Here is an 18,272-nt window from a genome sequence, read left to right as displayed (position 1 = left end):
CATCCTTTTGAAAGCTTTTTGTTTCAGATTTTTAATAAGCACCTGATAATAACTTCCCAGCATTTGGAACACTCGCTTTTAGATCTAAACTCTTAAGAATTTGATAGACTGTTGCCGTACTTGCTGAAAGAACAGGTAATCCAATCCTGTCTTCTACCTTTTGAATGGCCGGCAATGATGGCATTTGAACACATGCAGATAAAACCACTGCATCTGCTTGACTAACATCTAAATCCTTCACTATTTCTAGCAGGTTGAGAGGATTTAGCCTTCCCACTTCCAGGTTATCAGCCACTTCCAAACTGATTGAATCCAATACCTCAATCTCGCTTTCTTCAATATAGTCAACTACCATTTTGGTAAGCGGTTTCATATACGGCGTAATAATGGATACTTTTTTTGCACCTAAAGTGTGGATCCCTTCTACCAGTGCCCCAGCACTGCTTATGACAGAAATATCGGTCCCATTTTCCTTTGCTATGCTTGAAAGACGCGACTCGGAAAGACAGTGGTAACCAGAGCCTTGTGACATAATCGCGACCAAACAGGCGTAAGCAATCGCATCACATCTGGCATCAGATAGTTCGACTGCGCAGCGGTCGCTCTCCAAATCCATTTTCGTTAATTCTTCTTTTGTTACATGAAGCATCCTCATACGGCTGGAGTGAAAGGTAAACGTCTCCTCCTCATTGCCCCTTGCATTTAGCATCGCCGGAATTTCTGTTTCCATAGTCGTGTTAGAGCTTGGAACAATAAGGCCAATACGATAATTCTTAGTCAAATTTTGCACATCCCTTTTCTCTGATTATTTAGCGAAAAAGTTTCATTTAACCGGTGAAAGCAGGGTTAATTCCTTTATGAGTTCATCCGTTTTTACCACATCTGCATATTTCTGCTGCATGTCAAAGAGATTAATAGCATGCGAGGTTATACTCCTGTCAAATACACATTCCTCGGGAACAATCACTTGATAGTTATAAGAGAATGCATCTACCACAGTGCTTCGTATGCAACCGCTTGTTGTGCACCCGACTACAATGACGGTATCGACCTGGTCGGACATTAAATGGGAAATTAATGGTGTACCAAAAAAAGCACTTGGCTTCTTTTTAGATAAAACAACTTCCCCAGGTAATGGCTTTATTTCATCCACTACCCACGTTCCTTTTTCCCCTTCAAGAAGGGAGGGGTGTGAAAATAGATTTCCCTTAACGGCAACCCGCTCATTAGAAGAATCTTTATACCCTTCGATAATGGTATAATACACAGGAATTTCAGCATTTCTAGAAGTCTTTAATAACGCTTGAATATATTTAATAGCTTCCCAGCTTACTTCTCCACAGCTTGCCGGATACTTTTTAATTGACTCCTCAATTGGCTCCGCTTCTTCACCTGTAAAACCATATGTAACATCAACAATAATCAAAGCCGGATTTTTCCCTATCCCATATTTCTTTCCAAACCCACTGGCAGAATAGTTCTTTAAATCTCTTTCATCGAGATATTGGTCCCAAATACGCATCTTCTTTCTCCTTTCTTTGACTGAAAACTAAGGGTGAAGCCTATCCCATTTAATTTCATTCATCCAGGTGCGTACTCAACCTTTCTTTTAATTGATCTAAATCATTAAGAATGTGCTCCCTCATTTTTTCAGATGCCACCACTGGATTCCGCGTTTTCATTGCTTCAACCACTTCATGGTGTTCATGTATGAAAACATCACTTCCAAAAAATTTTGCGAAAAAATTATTACGGTAAAGGAGGATTAAATTATTTATTTTACCCATCATTTCTAGAAGCCTTTTGTTTCCGCTGCTCTTTACGATACATTCATGAAAAAAAGTATTTAACTTAACGACTTCTGCCATTTTCTTTTCTTTTATTGCGTTTTTAACCTGTACTATGGATTCACCAAGTTCATCAATCTGTTCGTCTGTCATTGATTGTGTGGCCAGAAATACGGCCATGCCTTCAAGCCCTGCTCGAACTTCAAAAAGTTCAATGACGTCTTCTACGTTTGGCTTATACACAAAGGTGGTACCATCTTGATTGACGATTAATCCATCTTGTTCAAGCTTTCTGAATGCTTCTCTTACCGGACTTCGGCTTACTCCTAATTTTTCTGCTATCCATCCATCAACAATTCTTTCTCCTGATTTAAATTCACCATTAATAATAGATTCCTTTATATTATCGTAAATTTGTTCGTATAAAGGATTAGACTTTTTTACAATCATTTTAACCTCTCCATTCAGTCAACAGTATTCTGTATGCTGTCGACAGTATCCATTACATTCATTATACAAATAATCAGAAGATTTACAATAGTGTTTTGAAAATAATTTATACATTCTTAAGAATGCCTTGTGTTACATGCAAAAAAGCGCATCACTTTAATAGTGTGCGCTTTATCGATTTTACTATCGATGATAGTTTAAAATTCTTCGTATGTAGCAGGGTCCTAATTGTTAAGCCTGCCATCAGGGCGAGTTAAGCCTGAAAGAATATTCATTTCTTTCTCATCTAGGGAGAAATCAAAAATAGATATATTTTCAAGCTGCCGTTCAGGCGATGCTGATTTAGGAATAGAAATGGCGCCAAGTTGATAGTGCCAACGTAAAATTACTTGTGATATTGATTTGTTATGTTGATCAGCAATCTGTTGAATCGTATCATTTTCTAAGATTTCGCGAGCTCTAACTAAGGGACTCCACGATTCCGTTACAATCTTATGCTCTTCATGCCACTTTCTTTGTGATGCTTGATTAAAAAATGGATGCAATTCAATTTGGTTCATGCTGGGTTTTACGCCAGTTTCCTGTTCTAACCGCTCGATATGTTCAGGTAAGAAATTACAAACACCAATCGAACGAATTAGTCCCCATTTTTTTGCATCAATTAATGCCTGCCATGCTTCCACATATCTGTCCTGTATTGGGTTTGGCCAATGAATCAGATACACATCATAATAATCTAAATTTGCACGGTATAAAGATTCTTGAATAGTCTGAACTGCCTTGTCATAGGAATGATATCTGCCCGGTAATTTGGAAGTGATTTTAAGGTCTTTTCTTGGAACAGAAGTTCGTCTAACAGCTTCTCCTACCGTCCTTCATTTTCATAATTATAAGCAGAATCGATTAGTCGATAGCCATTATCAATTGCACTTAAGATGGAATGAACCCCTTCATTCCCTTTAAGATTATAGGTTCCCAAACCGATTACCGGTAAAGTTATCCCATCATTTAGTGTAATCTCCGGAATTGACTTACTCATACCCACTCACTCCTTTCAGTAATTATCATAATGTTAGCACAATTATGAATTACTTTCATTTGTGAAAGGTCGATCCTCAACTAGACGCCAAATTTTTTCTATCAACAGCATGTGGCGGTTGTTCCATCCAGCCTTTTTCAATATAAATTTTTGCTGCCCCTTCTACAAATTGTCCAATTTTCAATAACGACTTGGTATACATTAGCCCAATATCATGCCTTCCATTTACTGCAACTGAATTTCCAAATGCTCTTATTTTCATTGAGAACATATCCATTTTGTGAAACAACATTAATTTATCTGAAAAGGGTGAAAAAGTTGATGTTGTCACCAAATCGTCTAAAAAAGAAGGTGTAGGTAAATTTTCATCATGCAGCTTTTGCATATAACGTTCAACACTTTTGGTGGTCATATCCCTGCCCCATTCAAACAACTTTCGTGTCTTTTCATCCTTTACAACTTGGGCAAATGCCATAATGAGTGCCTTGCTCGTTACATTATTTTCAATATTGTCGTATAGATGAGCAATTTCTAATGCATGTAAAGAGCGAACATGTCCCAAGAAACCATTTAAAAAGTCAAGTCCTTGATTTTGTGTAAATTTGCTAAACAATGTTTTTAACCAAATTTTGTTATGTCAAATATATATGATCAGCCACTTATCCCCTTAACATTTTTCGAGCGTTACTTCCATGGGTTTCAATCTCCATATCCAGTCAAGGGTGTCAAAGGCGGTTTTTCCTTTGATACCCTTGACTGGATATGGAATAATCCATAATTGGAAGTACGTTGAAAATTAAACATCTACCTTTTAATAGATTTCTGCTTCGAATAATTGGTTTCTTGATAGTGCATTAAAACAGCTCCTACTAAACGAAAAGCAGATTGTGTATTAGGGTAAATTCGAATTACCTTTTCTCTTCTTCGGACTTCCTGATTTAATCGCTCAAGAGAATTTGTACTACGGATATGACAACGGATATCTTCTTGAAATTCCATATATTGTATGGTATCTTCGAAACCATCATCTAATATTTTCAGAGCTTGTTCGTATTTAAGATTGTCCCCAAACTGACTCATCAGTTCACCTTTAAAATTCCGCATATCCTCAATTGTGACTGCATCAAAAATACGCTTAATCATCATACGTATTTCCGCTGAGTCCTTTTTTGGAAGCCTTTCTATGATATTACGTTTAAAATGGACGTTACACCTTTGCCAGCTAGTCCCAATAAATTCACGTTGAATCGCTTTTTGAAGCCCCTGGTGAGCATCTGAAATGACTAGCTTTGGGGATTGAAGACCACGTGATTTTAGTTGTTGGAGAAAGCGACTCCAACTTTCATAACTCTCAGCGTGATCCACACTTAACCCAAGAATTTCACGTGTTTTGCTTTCAGTGATTGCAGTGGCTATATAAACAGCCTTAGAGACGACACGATGATGTTCACGAACTTTTATATACATGGCATCTACAAAAACAAAAGGATAATACCTTAAATTTAAGGGCCGTTTGGCCCAGTCATTAATAATAGGATCAAGCTTTTGAGTAAGTGAAGAAACAAACGATTTTGACTTACTTTCACCACAAAGTTGTTCCACAATATGTGTAACTTTACGTGTAGAAACGCCATTGATAACCATCTCTAGCATAGAGAGTACTAACGCCTGGTCACAACGTGCATATTTCTCAAAAACCGTAGGTGAAAACTCACCATTTCGAGTCCTAGGAACCTTAAGTTTTATCTTACCGATACTCATCGTTAACTCACGTTCGTAGTAGCCATTTCGGTAATCACGACGCTCAACAGAGCGTTCATATGCAGCGGCGTGTAAGTAATCATTTCTTTCTTTCTCCATGTACTCATTCAAAACCAGAACAACAGCTGATTTAACAACGTTATCTATATTTGAATTCATTACTGAGTCTTTTAAAAGTTCCAAATCTAGGCTAAACTGTAATTGGGTCATTTTTATTCCTCTTTTCTATGTTTATCGTGGTTGTTAAACATTGTAGCCAAGTAGGATAAAAATGACCCTTTTCTTTTTACACAATTATACGGACTTAATCATTTAAAAAGTCCTGATGAACAATCTCCACTTTTTCAGGGACTGGAATGAAAGGAGGCTTGATAATAAATCCTTTATTCATTAATATTTCATTGATTTGCTCCATCAGGTCCATTGTGGCATCCATACAATACCTAAAGAATTCTTTCACATCTCTTCTAATGATAAGCGGTATTGCAACGTTATAGATACTCATTCCCGCTTTTGCAACGTATTTCAAATAATGAACATAGTAACGATCTTGAAATAAACGAGGTGCTCCAAGGTTTACGTCTTCTTCCCCAAAACCTTTAGGAATAGGGAAGTTCTCCTTTTCAAAAATTCCTTCTATTGTATTCATAAATTCTAACGTTAATTTTAATGCATTTTCTAATAAAGTTTTTATATCCTTATCTTCAACATGTTGGAGATAATAACTTAAAATGCATTTTGACATGCTGTTTCCCATATAAGTAGCCCATAGTTTACCCATTTCTGCAGAAGTTAATGGTTCGCTAGTTTCTTCTTTGCTTGAACCTAATTTAATCGGCTTAATCGTTTTCATGATTACTCCCTTCTTGCACACTTTAGGTTAGTATTCCCTTCATTTGGAATCATACTCGATAGGTACACTAATTAAACGTAAGAGGGGAAATTTTTCCATCCTTCCTTAATAAAGCTATTTCCATAGATTAAATAAAAAAATGAAGAACTTTGCAATTTAACAAAATCCTTCATTTATCTATCATCTTATTGTTCCATAACATTTCTAACAAACAAATGCTTATTTTTATGAACAATCGCATATACAATCACCAGCAATAATCCTTAAATAACGAAACGATTCTAATTCCCATATGTTCTAACTTTCCTTGATCGATTTATTTTAACGATCGAAATGAAAATCGTCCGCATGTTGTAATAAAAAGTCTGACGAGTGTCTTCCGTATAAATACAATCGATGCATCGGTCTTGTCATGGACACGTACAACAATTTGATATCCAGATCTACTTTAGCAAACTGTTCATCCAGGCATACAATCAATACGGCATCAAATTCCAGCCCTTTCGATAAATAGGATGGTAAAATCGTGATGTGTCCCTTCTTCATATCTTCTTTTTCCTCTGCTAGTTGAATCGGAAGATGACTATTTTCCAGTATCTGATTGATTCTTCGGCATTCTTTGTCCGTTCGTCCAATAATGGCAATGGAATGAAGCTCTTCCTCTTTAAGTAAGACAATATCATGTTCTAGCTGCAGGCGGATTTGTTCTAGATTCTTAGTGTCAATGGTTATAAATAATGGCTTTTGACCATGTCGAATAACGGGTTCTACTTTTGGCAGATCTTGATCAATCAACTGAAGGATATCGTTTGCCAAATTCATAATTTCAACGGTTGTACGATAGCTTTTTTGTAGGGTTTGATAATTCGCATTAGGGAATATTTCATTCAATACCGGCACCCAACTATTCAAGCCGCGATACGAATGAATCCCTTGTGCTAAATCTCCGACAATGGTAAACAAGTCGGTTTCAAAGCCTTCTTTTAATGCGGCGAATTGGAAATAGCTGTAATCCTGTGCTTCATCAATGAAAATACTGCGCATTTTATATTTTTCATCAATACCTTCCAGTTTTGCCTTCAGATAAAATAATGGAGCTAAATCCTCTAATTCATATGCACCTCTGGCAAAAATCTTTTGACAAAACGTGCTTAAGACCGAACATTGCTGATCGGAGAGAGTGGTGGCATGCTTTTTTAGCAATTCGGGTGAAGACATCAATTCCTTATATAAGGTAAAAATATCTTTCATGACAAGCGGTTCCATATATTTTTTTACCGCTGTCTTTGCCTCTTGCTCCACCTGCTTCAATCTTTCTTTTTTCCGATCCATCAGCATGACGACTTTTTGCTTTCTTCTTTCCGAATCGAGCCTCCTGCTATAAAGGACCTGGTCTAAAGCTTCATCGTATTTCTTAATCAGCTTTGTTAGCATAATGGCTTTCTTCTTTTTCAAATCATCTTCTAATAAGGATTTCAATTTACTGATCCTTTTGTAGATTGGTAAGTATGTATATTCTTTTAAAAATAGTTTATTAAGCTTTTGCCCTTTTAATAGAATGGATTTTTCCACTCTAAAATCCTCTTTAGGTGCAAGATTAGTTTCTAATTCCTTTATATAATGATCCATTACTGTCTTAAATTCGAGAGACCCCTTGTAGCCGGAAACCCATTGGAGCGATTTAGATGACTTATTCCTTTCAAGGAGCTTGATTAGTTTCGTATTGGGAGAAAATAGTTTTATTTTCTGACCCAAGCAGCTTTTCATAAAATCGATATAGGTGGTTTGATTTATTTTGTTGACCCCTAATTCCGGTAATACGGCTGAAATATAATCAATGAACAATCGATTGGGTGCGAGAATCATTAATTTTTCTGGAGGAAATTGAAACCCAAAGGAATAGAGAAAGTAGGATATTCTATGGAGTGCGATGGTTGTTTTCCCGCTTCCGGCGGCCCCTTGAACGATTATCGGGTGCTTTAGTGATGCCCGGATTACTTCATTTTGCTCATTCTGAATGGTCGCAACAATTTCTGTTAATCGATTGTCTGCTTTGCCTGATAAAGATTTTTGCAAAAGTTCATCGTGTGTCGTCAAGTCGATATCTCTGATGTCTTTTAATAATCCATCGACAATTTCATACTGCCTCTTTAAGGAGAGGAAACCGGTTTGTGTCTCCCCATACGCTTCATATGACACATCACCAAGCCGGCCGTCATAGTAGACATTGGCAATAGGTGACCGCCAATCCACGATAATAGGCTGCTGTGTCACACGATCAAATAAGGATACCTTACCTATGTACAACACTTCTTCCGTATTCGTACTATTGCTGGTAAAATCGATTCTAGAAAAATATGGTTTGCCAATCACGCTTTCCAGCCTTTTCAGTTCACTTTCAGCTAGTTCAAGAAATCTTGCATTCGCGAGGAGGTCCGTGTAACTCGTACTGCTATCTTGAGGATCCAGATCAGCTAACGCTTGTTTCATATTTTCAACGAAAAATTCTTTATTCCCCTTCGAAATCTCTAAAACCGTTAGCATATATTCCTTTGTAAACTCTAAGCGCTCCACTTCTGTTTGATAATCTATATGGTCACGGACAGATACTTGATCTTTGGCACTCATCCTATTCACTCGCCACCTCTCTATCTCATTTTCGCAGTATGGGATATTAAGATTAAACTAAATCTTTTGTACGAGTCAAGTTTGAATTAGCAAAAAATTGAAAAAAGCTTACTCAATGAGTAAGCTTAAGCTCACCGATAAACGCTATCACATGTTCCAGCTGTTGGTTCATAATAACAATGCTGTTTAAATTGACCGGAATGAGGTTGACCATACCATGTTGGAGGGCACGGAGCATACGGATTGAAATACCAAAGGGAATATTTTGATGGGTGTTCTCTCCAATATTCCAAATTCTGTTTGGCTAATCTTTTTTCAGCCGTTCTCGCTCTTTGATAAAATACATTCCCTTTTTGAACAGCTTCAAAGGAATAATTTCCTCCTTGTACTTGAAAAATGACTTGTGGGATTGTTCTTACTTTTTTAAAGTCTAAACAATCGGCTTGAACCCGATTCACTATTACATTTCCGACCATTAGCATGCCTTGTTTCCCTTCACCCTCAGCTTCCGCCCTCATCATCCTTGCCATTAAGTCCACATCTGAACTTCGGTAATTTACTCTTGGCATATTATCACCCCAAACATATAGTATGCAAAAGCCGTAATGACTGTTCTTTTATGGAATGATTTGCGTTATTTTGGCTGATTCCTCTTCTAGTACATGAATTCCACCGATTACTTCATAAGCGGAACCAATTGACACAAGAAAATCTCCTGTGATAGCTATTTGTTGTTCTTGGAGAAGTTTGACCAAATCTGTTTCGCCTAATTGTTTAGATACAGATACTGCCTCAAGAATCTGGCCAATTGTCCTAATCCAAACACCAGTTAGTATTTGTTGTTCACCTATTGTATTCGTGTTACCTTCTAAATGAAAAAGTTCTGATAACCCTTTGAGTTCAATAATCTGACCCAAGACTTGAACCCAAAGCCCCAATGACACCTGTTTTTCTAGTTGTAAAATTTTTTTACTTTTAGGATCGCTAAATCCTTTTCCTTTATGATTCATATTCTTTGAATTATTCAAACTTACCAACCCCAGAACAATTTTTCTTTATTTTATGTGAATCACATGCAATTGCTAATTTCGATATTTTATTTTCAAATTCCCTAAAAATAGATTATACTTTGACTAACAAAAAAGTAATTTATGGAGGATGTTTATATGTCTGAGAGTAATCAAACCGATGGAACAAAAAAGAAAATCAGCCTGCAAGAGGCTATGAAGCAGCAGCTTGCAAACAAAAAGAACCAGAATTCAGCTGGTAATGGAAAGACGAATGGTGATCTTTCCACAAAGAAATTGAAAAGTCAGCAATCCAAAAAGCCGAGCAATACCCGCAGAAAAATGGGTGTATAATGAACGGCCAAAACAGGAAAGATGTAACACCAGGGCTTTTGGTTGATATTGTATTAAAAGCTGATCAAAAAACTGGCAAGCTCACCCATGGAACTGTGAAAGATATTCTCACCAAATCAAGTACCCATCCACATGGGATCAAGGTCAGGCTAACAGATGGACAAGTCGGCCGGGTACAAAAAATCCATAATGACTAACGAAATGCAAAGCATTCTTGGATGCTTTGCATTTTTTATTTTTAGGCTATGTTAAAGATGAATGTTGATTTCCGTTCCAGGCGCAAGCGGTTCGCGGGGCGGGCGGTGAGCCTCCTCGGCGCTAAAGCGCCTGTGGGGTCTCACCTGTCCCGCTGCTCCCGCAGGAGTCTCGCGCCTTCCACTCCAATCAAAATGTGCTTAAACACAGTCTCATTATTAAAAATCCACCCTTCCTTAATGGAAAAGTAGTGGAATTTTATATAAATATTTACTTTTTTAAACTATTGCCTTATGATATAAATATGATATCACTTTTATATCATATTTTTCATTTGGAGGGGTTCAAATGCAGGAAAAATCAATATTTAAAATGAATGGTTTTGCAGCACTTATTATTGCGCTTTTGTGTATTGGTTTTGGAATTTATTTAATCGTAACCGGAGAGATTTCGGTTAAAATTACCGGAATCGTCGTCTTATTGATTGGATTAATTATTGCCACCAGTTTAACCATTGTTCAGCCAAACGAAGCAAAAGTATTGACGTTCTTTGGAACTTATCTCGGAGTTATAAGAGATCAGGGATTATGGGCCACCATTCCATTCACATTCAAGCGAAGCGTATCATTACGTGTGACCAACTTTAACAGCGAGAAGCTAAAAGTAAATGATTTAGAAGGAAATCCGATTCAGATTGCAGCCGTTGTAGTGTATAAAGTAAGAGATGCTGCTAAAGCTTTATATGATGTAGAAAACTACGAAAAATTCATTCAAATTCAAAGTGAAACCGGTATTCGTCATATTGCAAGCAGATATGCTTATGATTCGTTCGGTAATATGGAAAGCACATTGACACTTCGGCAAAATAGCGACGAAGTAGCCGAAGTCCTTATGTATGATTTACAGAAAAGACTGGATGTTGCCGGTGTTGACGTCATCGAAGCCAGGATTATGCACCTTGCCTATTCCTCTGAAATCGCTTCTGCCATGCTTCAAAGACAACAAGCGCAAGCTGTCCTGTCTGCGCGGAAAGTCATTGTCGACGGTGCAGTAGGGCTAGTAAAAGCTGCAATTGACCAGCTTGCAGAGCAAGAAATTGTTGAACTTGATGAAGAGAAAAAAGCGCAGATGGTCAATAACCTGATGGTCGCCATTGTTTCTGAAAAAGGAACCCAACCCATTATTAATACAGGAAGCATCTATTAAGGTTGTGTCGTAAATGACGAAAAGAAAATCATTTCCGCTTCGCATTGATCCCAAGTTATATGAAGTGCTGGAAAAATGGGCGGAAGATGAAATCAGAAGTGTAAACGCCCAAATTGAAGTCATCTTAAAAGAGGCAGCCAAAAAGGCAGGAAGACTAAAAAAAGATTAGATAAAAAAGAAGCCTGTATCTCTAATTTATAGATTTACAGGCTTTTCTTCAATTTGAACCTCATTTCCCTTTTTAAGCCAAATACGCCTCCCGAACTTCATCATTTGTTATCAAATCATGTCCGTTTCCTTTGAGCTTAATTTCTCCCGTTTGAATAACATAACCGCGATCAGCTACTTGTAAGGCCTGGTAGGCATTTTGTTCAACGAGCAGGATCGTTATCCCTTCTCCGTTTAATTCCTTGATGATTTCAAAGATTTGTTCCACTATAATGGGTGCAAGACCCATGGAGGGCTCGTCTAACATGAGTAAATCCGGCGACATCATAAGGGCTCTACCAATCGCAAGCATTTGCTGCTCTCCACCGCTCATTGTCCCTCCCTTTTGCTCCAGTCGATCTTTCAGCTTAGGGAAATAATGGAAGACACGCTCCATTCTTTCTTCAATCACCTGCTTACCCTTGACTGAGAAAGCTCCCATTAATAAGTTTTCTTTGACTGATAGTCTTGGAAAAATCCTCCTGCCCTCGGGAACATGGGCAATTCCTAATAGTGTTGTTTCATGAGCCGGTTTATTGGTAATGTCCGTTCCATTATAAACAATGTTTCCTGTTTTTACTTTTGTCAGACCGCTGATTGATTTTAATGTCGTTGATTTACCGGCACCATTACTGCCAATTAGTGTAACAATTTCCCCTTTTTCAACAGAAACATCAATTCCTTTTAAAGCCTGTATGCCGCCATAAAAGGTTTCTACGTTTTTTAATTGAAGCATGGATTTCCCCCCTATCCAGCTTGAACAGCCCCAGATCCTAGATATGCCTCAATCACTTTTGGATTATTTCGGATGTCTTCGGGCCTTCCTTCTGCAATTTTTTCCCCATGATCGAGTACGAAGATTTGTTCAGAGATTTCCATGACAAGCTTCATGTCATGTTCAATTAAAATGACGGTTAAATTGAATTCATCCCGCATCCTTTTAATCAGCCCGGTCAGCTCTTTTGTCTCCTTTGGATTCATACCTGCAGCCGGCTCATCTAATAATAGGATCTTAGGACCGGCAGCAAGCGCTCTTGCAATCTCTAATCTTCTTTGAGCCCCGTAGCTTAAATTGCACGCTTTTTCATTTAAAAAGGATTCCAGCCCAACATATTCTAATAATTGATACGCCTTTATTTCCGAAGCAGCCTCTTCCTTCCGAATGGTCGGTAGATTGAATAAAATCCCAAGAAAACCTGCTTTTAACCGTGTATGCATTCCAACCATCACATTTTCAAGCACGGACATCTCATTAAATAACCGGATGTTCTGAAATGTTCTTGCGATTCCCTTTTGACAAACCGCATGGGGCTTTAACCCATTTATTTTTTCATTTTCAAGTAAAATGGTCCCTGAAGTAGGCTGATAGACACCCGTAATCATATTAAAAAAGGTTGTTTTTCCAGCACCGTTTGGTCCAATAACGGCTGTAATTGAATGTTTCTCCACTTTCATCGAAACATCCTGATTTGCTGTTAAACCGCCAAATTTCTTCGATAAATTTTGCACCTCTAAAATGGCCATTTGCTACACCTCCTGAGTTTTCTCGATTGGTGAATTTTCTGATACAGTTTCACCGGCAGCCTCCTCGCTTCCCTTTCGTAATGCTTTTTCATTATATTTTCGATTCTTAGCTGGCAGGAGACCCTGTGGCCGATAGAGAGCAAATAGGATTAGGAGCAATCCGAAGATCATCCTTTGCATTTTTGAAGGAGACAGTGCGTCTGGAATGGAAAAAGCTCCAGATGTACTTAGCTGATTTAACCAATTTGTTATCTCTGTTAATACTTGAAGGTTTAGAATCGTCATAACCGCAGCTCCAAGAATCACGCCTGGAACACTGCCCATTCCACCCAAGATGACCATGACGAGAATCGTAATGGACTCAAGTAAGGTAAAACTTGTCGGATCAACAAATGCTTGTTTAGCTGCAAAGACAACGCCCATCATACCTGAGAAGGAGGCGCCGATAGCAAAGGCCAGTAATTTAGTTTTTACTAATGGGACACCCATTGACTGAGCAGCGATTTCATTTTCTCTTACGGCTTTCCACGAACGGCCTATTTTTGAATGTTCAAAACGGCGGACAGTAAAAATGGTAAATACCAGTATGATCAGCACAACGTAATAGAATTGACTTGGATAAAGAAAGTCTATTCCAAACAAACGGGGCGGTGTAACCGAAGGGAGTCCCATTGCTCCGTTTGTAATATTAATAGGTCGATCCAAGTTATTAAAGATAATTCGGATAATCTCACCAAAGCCCAGTGTAACAATCGCCAAATAATCTCCTTTCACCCGAAGCACCGGTATTCCCAGTAGAACCCCGAACAAGGCGGCAACAAAACAGCCGATTAAAATAAAAATCCAAAAACTTTCTCCGGAAAGTGGAAATTGGCCAAATGGCATAAAATTATTGGCTTGTGCGGTAGCAAATATACCATAGGAATAGGCCCCGACGGCAAAAAACGCGATAAATCCTAAATCAAGAAGCCCGGCCATCCCTACGACAATATTCAATCCCAATGCCATTGAGATATAGATTCCAACAAGTGTCGCCACTTCCATATAGGATTGATAGCCGTCTCCATTACTGGCAGTGAAAGGGAGTAAAAATACTAACACCACTCCTGCAATGACCCATTTGGTAAGATTCTTGAAGTTAGTAAAATATAATAGTAATAGCGATGCTAATAGAAGAAGAAATGCTGTTACTGATTTTTGTGCTAAAAATAACCCCAAAGATGTGACTCCAATGTAAATAAGAAGAAAAACCCCTTGTACAGATCTTTTTTGTTTATAGGTATTCCAAAGCGCTTTCATTCTTCTCACCTACACTTTCTCGGTTACCGGTTTGCCGAATAAGCCCTCCGGTTTAAAAAGTAGTACAAGAATTAGGATAATAAACGCAAATACATCTTTATACTCAGCACCGAATACCCCATGAGATAAAAGGGTTAAATTAGCGGAAGCAAACATTTCTAATAATCCAAGCAGCAACCCTCCGAACATGGCTCCACGAATATTTCCAATACCGCCTAAAACAGCGGCCGTAAACGCCTTCAAGCCAAGAATAAAGCCAATATAAGGGTCTATAGTTCCGTATTGTACAGCAAAAAGCACCCCCGTTGCTCCGCCCAGGGCTGAACCGATAAAAAAGGTCATCGAGATTACCTTATTCACATTAATGGTCATCAACGAAGCTGTTTCCCGATCTTGCGCGACAGCTCTCAGTGCCATCCCCCACTTTGTTCGATTAACAAAGAGGTCAAGACCAATCATCATAATCACCGCCGCCACAAGAACAATCACAAACGATGTTTTAATCGTGGCATCATTAAATATCGAGCTTACTGATGAGGCTTTAATGGAAATCTGATTGGTAAATAAACTTGGGCCTGTTACGATGTAATTTCCTTTTTTTAATTCTGCAATGAATCGAACAATATCCTGTAATAAGAATGAAATACCAATTGCCGTAATCAGCGGGATTAACCGAGGTGCATTCCGAAGCGGCCGATAGGCCACCCTCTCGATTCCCATTCCGAGGAAGCCAGTAAGAATAGCTGTAAATAAGAGGACCGCGATCAGCATCACGATTGCCGGTACGGATGAAACCCATCCGATTCCCGTTAAAACGATTAATACCGCCGTTCCAATAAATGCACCTGACATAAATATTTCCCCATGTGCAAAGTTAATTAATTCCAAAATCCCGTAGACCATTGTGTAGCCGATCGCAATAACAGCGTACACCGCTCCCAAGGTAAGACCATCGATCAACACCTGCGGGATTGATTGGAGTATTTCGTTAAACAAAAGCTTTCCCCCCTTGTCCCAATTAACCATAGAAAGAAAAGGGTATTCTCACTCTGGAAAAATGAGGTATACCCTTTTCAATCTTGTTATTTACTAACTTCTCCCACTAATTCAGCTGGGTATTTTGCTTCTTTAAAACTATAAATAAACACTTTTGCATAATTATTGTCACCGATATCATCGAAGCTGACTTTTGTTAACACACCTTGATAATCCTTCACACCGCGAACGGCATCCCTTACTTGTTCACGAGTTGGCATTTTGTTGTTATTTGCTTTGATGGCATCCTCTATTCCCTTTAAAACCACGCCCATCGTATCATAGCCGTATACGGAATACGATTCCGTGCTTTTGTTGAATTTTGATTTATAGCTCTCCGTAAACTTCTTTCCTTCTTCAGTTTTCGTTGAATCCCCGGCCAGCGAAGTAATATACGTATCTTTAATCGCACCGCCTGCTATTTCAACCAGTGTAGAAGCATCTAAACCATCCCCGCCAAGAAATGGGACAGTAATGCCTTTTTCACGAGCTTGTTTAATAATGAGTCCGCCCTCAGCGTAGATTCCTCCGAAATAGACCAAATCAGGCTTTTTGGAAACGACCTGATTTAGAACACCATTGAAATCTTTTTCTCCAACGGTAATCCCTTCAAAGCCGAGAATTTCAGCACCTTTTTCCTCTGCAGCCTTTTTGAAAGCCTCTGCAAGACCTGTCCCGTATGCCGTTTTGTCCTGGATGATAAAAATTTTCTTCGCTTTTAATGTATTTACGGCAAATTCAGCACCTGCAGGGCCTTGGAAGTCATCACGAGCGACAATACGGTTGACGGTTTTTAATCCCCTTGATGTTACTTCTACCGCAGAGTTTGCTGGTGAAACCATTGGGATCGCATATTTTTCATAAACCTCAGATGATGGGATGGCGACGCCTGAATTAAAGTGGCCAACCACCGCCATAATCGATTTATCTGCCCCGATTATTTGAGCATTGGCCACCCCTTTCTTTGGATCCCCCTGATCATCGTAAGGTACCAGCTGCAGATCAAATCCTAATTCCTTAAACTTTTTCTTTTCCTCATCTAGTTTCATTTGGGCACCCAGCTTAATGGCTTCCCCAATTGTCGCACTGCCCCCTGAAAGTGGGGTTTGTGTCGCAATCTTAATCATGTTTGAACTGCTTTTTCCACCATCCCCGGACTTAGAGCCGCAGCCAGCTAAAAAAATACTCGCAGCCAAGCCCCCCGTTAACAATAATGCTAATGATTTTTTCACCTTCATATTGCCCCTCCCCTTTTTCTTTGTAATACAGGCTCCTCCTTTAATATGTATATTTGTCCAAAGAATAAAATAGGACAATTTATTCATTCCAATTTTAGACAACTGGTGCCTGACACCCCACACGCAAAAACGGGACCCTATTGGAGAAAAACCAAATAAAAAGGGAGCACCATATAAAAATATGGCACTCCCTTTTACAGCAGTTGATCTATTACTCCTGGAGTTTCACTCGGACATTTCTCTGTCTTTTTCCGTCCGATTCGCCTTCAGCCTGTCGGTTATGCTTAATGAAAAAAGAGAGGATCAGTCCTATTAACGAAAGAATTGATACCACCATAAAGGCGATATTCGCTCCGTGCATATCCGGATAAGAGATCTCCGGACGGTGTTTCGCTGCTTCCGCTGTTGTTGTCATAACTGTTACAAGAATAGCGGTTCCTACCGAAGCTGAAATCATTTTCATCGTATTATCCATGGCAGCCCCGTGTGGAATTAATCGTTTTGGCAACTGATTCAGGGCAGCTGTTGCGACCGGCATCATTACCATCGAAAGACCAAACATTCTTATCCCGTAAAGGACCGTAATATAGGTCATCGTTGTCGACGGACTTAAAGTGGTAAACGCAAATGATGCAGCTGTCATGATGGTTAAGCCGATCATCACAAGCCATCTCGCACCGAATCTATCGAAGATTCTCCCTACAATTGGTGACATGAACCCACTCACAAGAGCACCAGGCAATAACGCTAAGCCTGCCTCAAAGGCAGAAAATCCTCTCATATTCTGCATAAAGAGCGGGATAATCGTTTCCGCTCCAATTAAGCCCATAAAGCCAATCATTCCAATGATAATCGCGAACGGGAAAATTGAAAACGTAAACACACGAAATTCCAGCATCGGGTGTTTTAGTCGTAACTGGCGGAAAATAAATAACAGCAATGATATGCCGCCAATCACTAATGATAAAACAGTCGATACGTGTGACCAACCGTAATTGCCGGCACATGTAAATCCGTAAAGAAGTCCGCCAAACCCTATTGAAGAAAGCAGGATTGACAATACATCCACTTTTGGCCGGGAAATCTCAGTGACATTTTTCAAGAAACGGAATGCGACAAAGATATCGATAAGTGCAATAGGCAAAATAATAAAAAATAACACTCTCCATGAAAAATGCGATGTCACCCAACCGGACAGCGCTGGACCGATGGCCGGTGCAAAGGAAATCACAAGCCCGACAAGCCCCATTGCTGCACCGCGCCGATTGATCGGAAAAATGAGTAAAAATACGGTGGTCATTAACGGCAGCATCACGCCTGCCCCAATCGACTGAATCACCCTGCCTAATAAAAGAATTTCAAAAGTAGGAGCGATTCCACCCACAACGGTTCCCACTGCAAAAATACTCATCGCCGAGATAAATAACTGCCTCGTGGTAAATCGTTCTAATAAAAAGGCACTAATTGGAATCATAATCCCATTCACCAGCATAAAGACAGTCGTCAGCCATTGTGCACTGTTTGCGGTAATGTTCATTTCAACCATAATCGGAGGTATCGCTGTAATCATCAGTGTTTGATTCAAAATCGCAATAAACGTTCCAGCCAGCAAAAGTCCCACAATCATCGACTGATTATTGTCCGATCTTTCCATTCATCCAACTCCCCTGCTACCCTAATTAAAAAATA

Annotated in this window: 17 protein-coding genes and 3 pseudogenes; 4 read left to right on the top strand and 16 right to left on the bottom strand. The window is 39.1% G+C overall.

Annotation, left to right across the window (positions count from 1 at the left end; translation table 11 throughout):
• Positions 1-31: 31 nt before the first annotated feature.
• From FAY30_RS11655 to FAY30_RS11610, 10 genes and pseudogenes are all read right to left on the bottom strand, one after another.
• Positions 32-781, bottom strand: coding sequence for a maleate cis-trans isomerase family protein (locus FAY30_RS11655; protein WP_149870041.1), 750 nt, complete (start codon positions 779-781; stop codon positions 32-34).
• Between the two features lie 42 nt (positions 782-823).
• Positions 824-1,522: an isochorismatase family protein gene (locus FAY30_RS11650; RefSeq protein WP_149870040.1), complete on the bottom strand. Its 699-nt coding sequence runs from the start codon at positions 1,520-1,522 to the stop codon at positions 824-826.
• Between the two features lie 55 nt (positions 1,523-1,577).
• Positions 1,578-2,237: a GntR family transcriptional regulator gene (locus FAY30_RS11645; RefSeq protein WP_149870039.1), complete on the bottom strand. Its 660-nt coding sequence runs from the start codon at positions 2,235-2,237 to the stop codon at positions 1,578-1,580.
• Positions 2,238-2,461: 224 nt separating this feature from the next.
• Positions 2,462-3,276: pseudogene (locus tag FAY30_RS11640) on the bottom strand (aldo/keto reductase).
• Positions 3,277-3,352: 76 nt separating this feature from the next.
• A pseudogene (locus tag FAY30_RS11635) lies at positions 3,353-3,856 on the bottom strand (DUF3231 family protein); the annotation flags it as partial.
• A 224-nt stretch (positions 3,857-4,080) separates the two neighbouring features.
• Positions 4,081-5,247 carry an IS256 family transposase gene (locus FAY30_RS11630; RefSeq protein ID WP_149868193.1) on the bottom strand — a complete coding sequence of 389 codons (1,167 nt, stop codon included), beginning with the start codon at positions 5,245-5,247 and terminating at the stop codon, positions 4,081-4,083.
• Between the two features lie 100 nt (positions 5,248-5,347).
• Positions 5,348-5,890, bottom strand: a pseudogene (locus tag FAY30_RS11625) (DUF3231 family protein); the annotation flags it as partial.
• Between the two features lie 321 nt (positions 5,891-6,211).
• Positions 6,212-8,518: an RNA polymerase recycling motor HelD gene (gene helD / locus FAY30_RS11620; protein WP_149870037.1), complete on the bottom strand. Its 2,307-nt coding sequence runs from the start codon at positions 8,516-8,518 to the stop codon at positions 6,212-6,214.
• Between the two features lie 131 nt (positions 8,519-8,649).
• A complete protein-coding gene (locus tag FAY30_RS11615) occupies positions 8,650-9,087 on the bottom strand; it encodes a cell wall hydrolase (RefSeq protein ID WP_149870036.1) in 438 nt (145 codons plus the stop codon).
• Between the two features lie 48 nt (positions 9,088-9,135).
• The gene (locus tag FAY30_RS11610; protein WP_149870035.1) at positions 9,136-9,546 is read right to left on the bottom strand and encodes a hypothetical protein; all 411 of its coding nucleotides are present in this window, start codon (positions 9,544-9,546) and stop codon (positions 9,136-9,138) included.
• 138 nt (positions 9,547-9,684) lie between these two features.
• Between FAY30_RS11610 and FAY30_RS11605 the strand changes: the two genes are divergently transcribed.
• The 4 genes from FAY30_RS11605 to FAY30_RS11590 all read left to right on the top strand — a co-directional run bounded on the left by FAY30_RS11605 (position 9,685) and on the right by FAY30_RS11590 (position 11,449).
• On the top strand, positions 9,685-9,879 hold the full coding sequence (locus tag FAY30_RS11605; protein WP_149870034.1) for a hypothetical protein: 195 nt from the start codon (positions 9,685-9,687) through the stop codon (positions 9,877-9,879).
• Positions 9,879-10,076 carry a YwbE family protein gene (locus FAY30_RS11600; protein ID WP_149870033.1) on the top strand — a complete coding sequence of 66 codons (198 nt, stop codon included), beginning with the start codon at positions 9,879-9,881 and terminating at the stop codon, positions 10,074-10,076. Before FAY30_RS11605 ends, FAY30_RS11600 begins: the two co-directional genes overlap by 1 nt.
• A 346-nt stretch (positions 10,077-10,422) precedes the next feature.
• Complete coding sequence (locus FAY30_RS11595) at positions 10,423-11,280, top strand: SPFH domain-containing protein (RefSeq protein WP_149870032.1); 858 nt, start codon at positions 10,423-10,425, stop codon at positions 11,278-11,280.
• Positions 11,281-11,293: 13 nt separating this feature from the next.
• Complete coding sequence (locus tag FAY30_RS11590) at positions 11,294-11,449, top strand: type II toxin-antitoxin system antitoxin (protein WP_149870031.1); 156 nt, start codon at positions 11,294-11,296, stop codon at positions 11,447-11,449.
• A gap of 72 nt (positions 11,450-11,521) precedes the next feature.
• Here FAY30_RS11590 and FAY30_RS11585 read toward each other — a convergent pair whose 3' ends face one another.
• The 6 genes from FAY30_RS11585 to FAY30_RS11560 all read right to left on the bottom strand — a co-directional run bounded on the left by FAY30_RS11585 (position 11,522) and on the right by FAY30_RS11560 (position 18,237).
• On the bottom strand, positions 11,522-12,223 hold the full coding sequence (locus FAY30_RS11585) for an ABC transporter ATP-binding protein (RefSeq protein WP_149870030.1): 702 nt from the start codon (positions 12,221-12,223) through the stop codon (positions 11,522-11,524).
• 11 nt (positions 12,224-12,234) lie between these two features.
• Positions 12,235-13,011: an ABC transporter ATP-binding protein gene (locus tag FAY30_RS11580; RefSeq protein ID WP_149870029.1), complete on the bottom strand. Its 777-nt coding sequence runs from the start codon at positions 13,009-13,011 to the stop codon at positions 12,235-12,237.
• A gap of 3 nt (positions 13,012-13,014) precedes the next feature.
• Positions 13,015-14,310, bottom strand: coding sequence for a branched-chain amino acid ABC transporter permease (locus FAY30_RS11575; protein ID WP_149872675.1), 1,296 nt, complete (start codon positions 14,308-14,310; stop codon positions 13,015-13,017).
• 9 nt (positions 14,311-14,319) lie between these two features.
• The gene (locus FAY30_RS11570; RefSeq protein ID WP_149870028.1) at positions 14,320-15,306 is read right to left on the bottom strand and encodes a branched-chain amino acid ABC transporter permease; all 987 of its coding nucleotides are present in this window, start codon (positions 15,304-15,306) and stop codon (positions 14,320-14,322) included.
• 86 nt (positions 15,307-15,392) lie between these two features.
• The gene (locus FAY30_RS11565) at positions 15,393-16,583 is read right to left on the bottom strand and encodes a branched-chain amino acid ABC transporter substrate-binding protein (protein WP_149870027.1); all 1,191 of its coding nucleotides are present in this window, start codon (positions 16,581-16,583) and stop codon (positions 15,393-15,395) included.
• A 211-nt stretch (positions 16,584-16,794) separates the two neighbouring features.
• Positions 16,795-18,237 carry an MDR family MFS transporter gene (locus tag FAY30_RS11560; RefSeq protein ID WP_149870026.1) on the bottom strand — a complete coding sequence of 481 codons (1,443 nt, stop codon included), beginning with the start codon at positions 18,235-18,237 and terminating at the stop codon, positions 16,795-16,797.
• Positions 18,238-18,272: the final 35 nt, after the last annotated feature.

The organism is Bacillus sp. S3 (assembly GCF_005154805.1).
Taxonomy (GTDB): Bacteria; Bacillota; Bacilli; order Bacillales; family Cytobacillaceae; genus Neobacillus.
This window is presented reverse-complemented; position numbering and strand designations above follow the sequence as displayed.

Bases quoted from the DNA above. Each gene is read 5' to 3' on its own strand.
- FAY30_RS11650 (WP_149870040.1), bottom strand. From the start codon at position 1,522: ATGCGTATTTGGGACCAATATCTCGATGAAAGAGATTTAAAGAACTAT.
- FAY30_RS11645 (WP_149870039.1), bottom strand. From the start codon at position 2,237: ATGATTGTAAAAAAGTCTAATCCTTTATACGAACAAATTTACGATAAT.
- FAY30_RS11630 (WP_149868193.1), bottom strand. From the start codon at position 5,247: ATGACCCAATTACAGTTTAGCCTAGATTTGGAACTTTTAAAAGACTCA.
- helD (WP_149870037.1), bottom strand. From the start codon at position 8,518: ATGAGTGCCAAAGATCAAGTATCTGTCCGTGACCATATAGATTATCAA.
- FAY30_RS11615 (WP_149870036.1), bottom strand. From the start codon at position 9,087: ATGCCAAGAGTAAATTACCGAAGTTCAGATGTGGACTTAATGGCAAGG.
- FAY30_RS11605 (WP_149870034.1), top strand. From the start codon at position 9,685: ATGTCTGAGAGTAATCAAACCGATGGAACAAAAAAGAAAATCAGCCTG.
- FAY30_RS11600 (WP_149870033.1), top strand. From the start codon at position 9,879: ATGAACGGCCAAAACAGGAAAGATGTAACACCAGGGCTTTTGGTTGAT.
- FAY30_RS11595 (WP_149870032.1), top strand. From the start codon at position 10,423: ATGCAGGAAAAATCAATATTTAAAATGAATGGTTTTGCAGCACTTATT.
- FAY30_RS11590 (WP_149870031.1), top strand. From the start codon at position 11,294: ATGACGAAAAGAAAATCATTTCCGCTTCGCATTGATCCCAAGTTATAT.
- FAY30_RS11585 (WP_149870030.1), bottom strand. From the start codon at position 12,223: ATGCTTCAATTAAAAAACGTAGAAACCTTTTATGGCGGCATACAGGCT.
- FAY30_RS11580 (WP_149870029.1), bottom strand. From the start codon at position 13,011: ATGGCCATTTTAGAGGTGCAAAATTTATCGAAGAAATTTGGCGGTTTA.
- FAY30_RS11575 (WP_149872675.1), bottom strand. From the start codon at position 14,310: ATGAAAGCGCTTTGGAATACCTATAAACAAAAAAGATCTGTACAAGGG.
- FAY30_RS11565 (WP_149870027.1), bottom strand. From the start codon at position 16,583: ATGAAGGTGAAAAAATCATTAGCATTATTGTTAACGGGGGGCTTGGCT.
- FAY30_RS11560 (WP_149870026.1), bottom strand. From the start codon at position 18,237: ATGGAAAGATCGGACAATAATCAGTCGATGATTGTGGGACTTTTGCTG.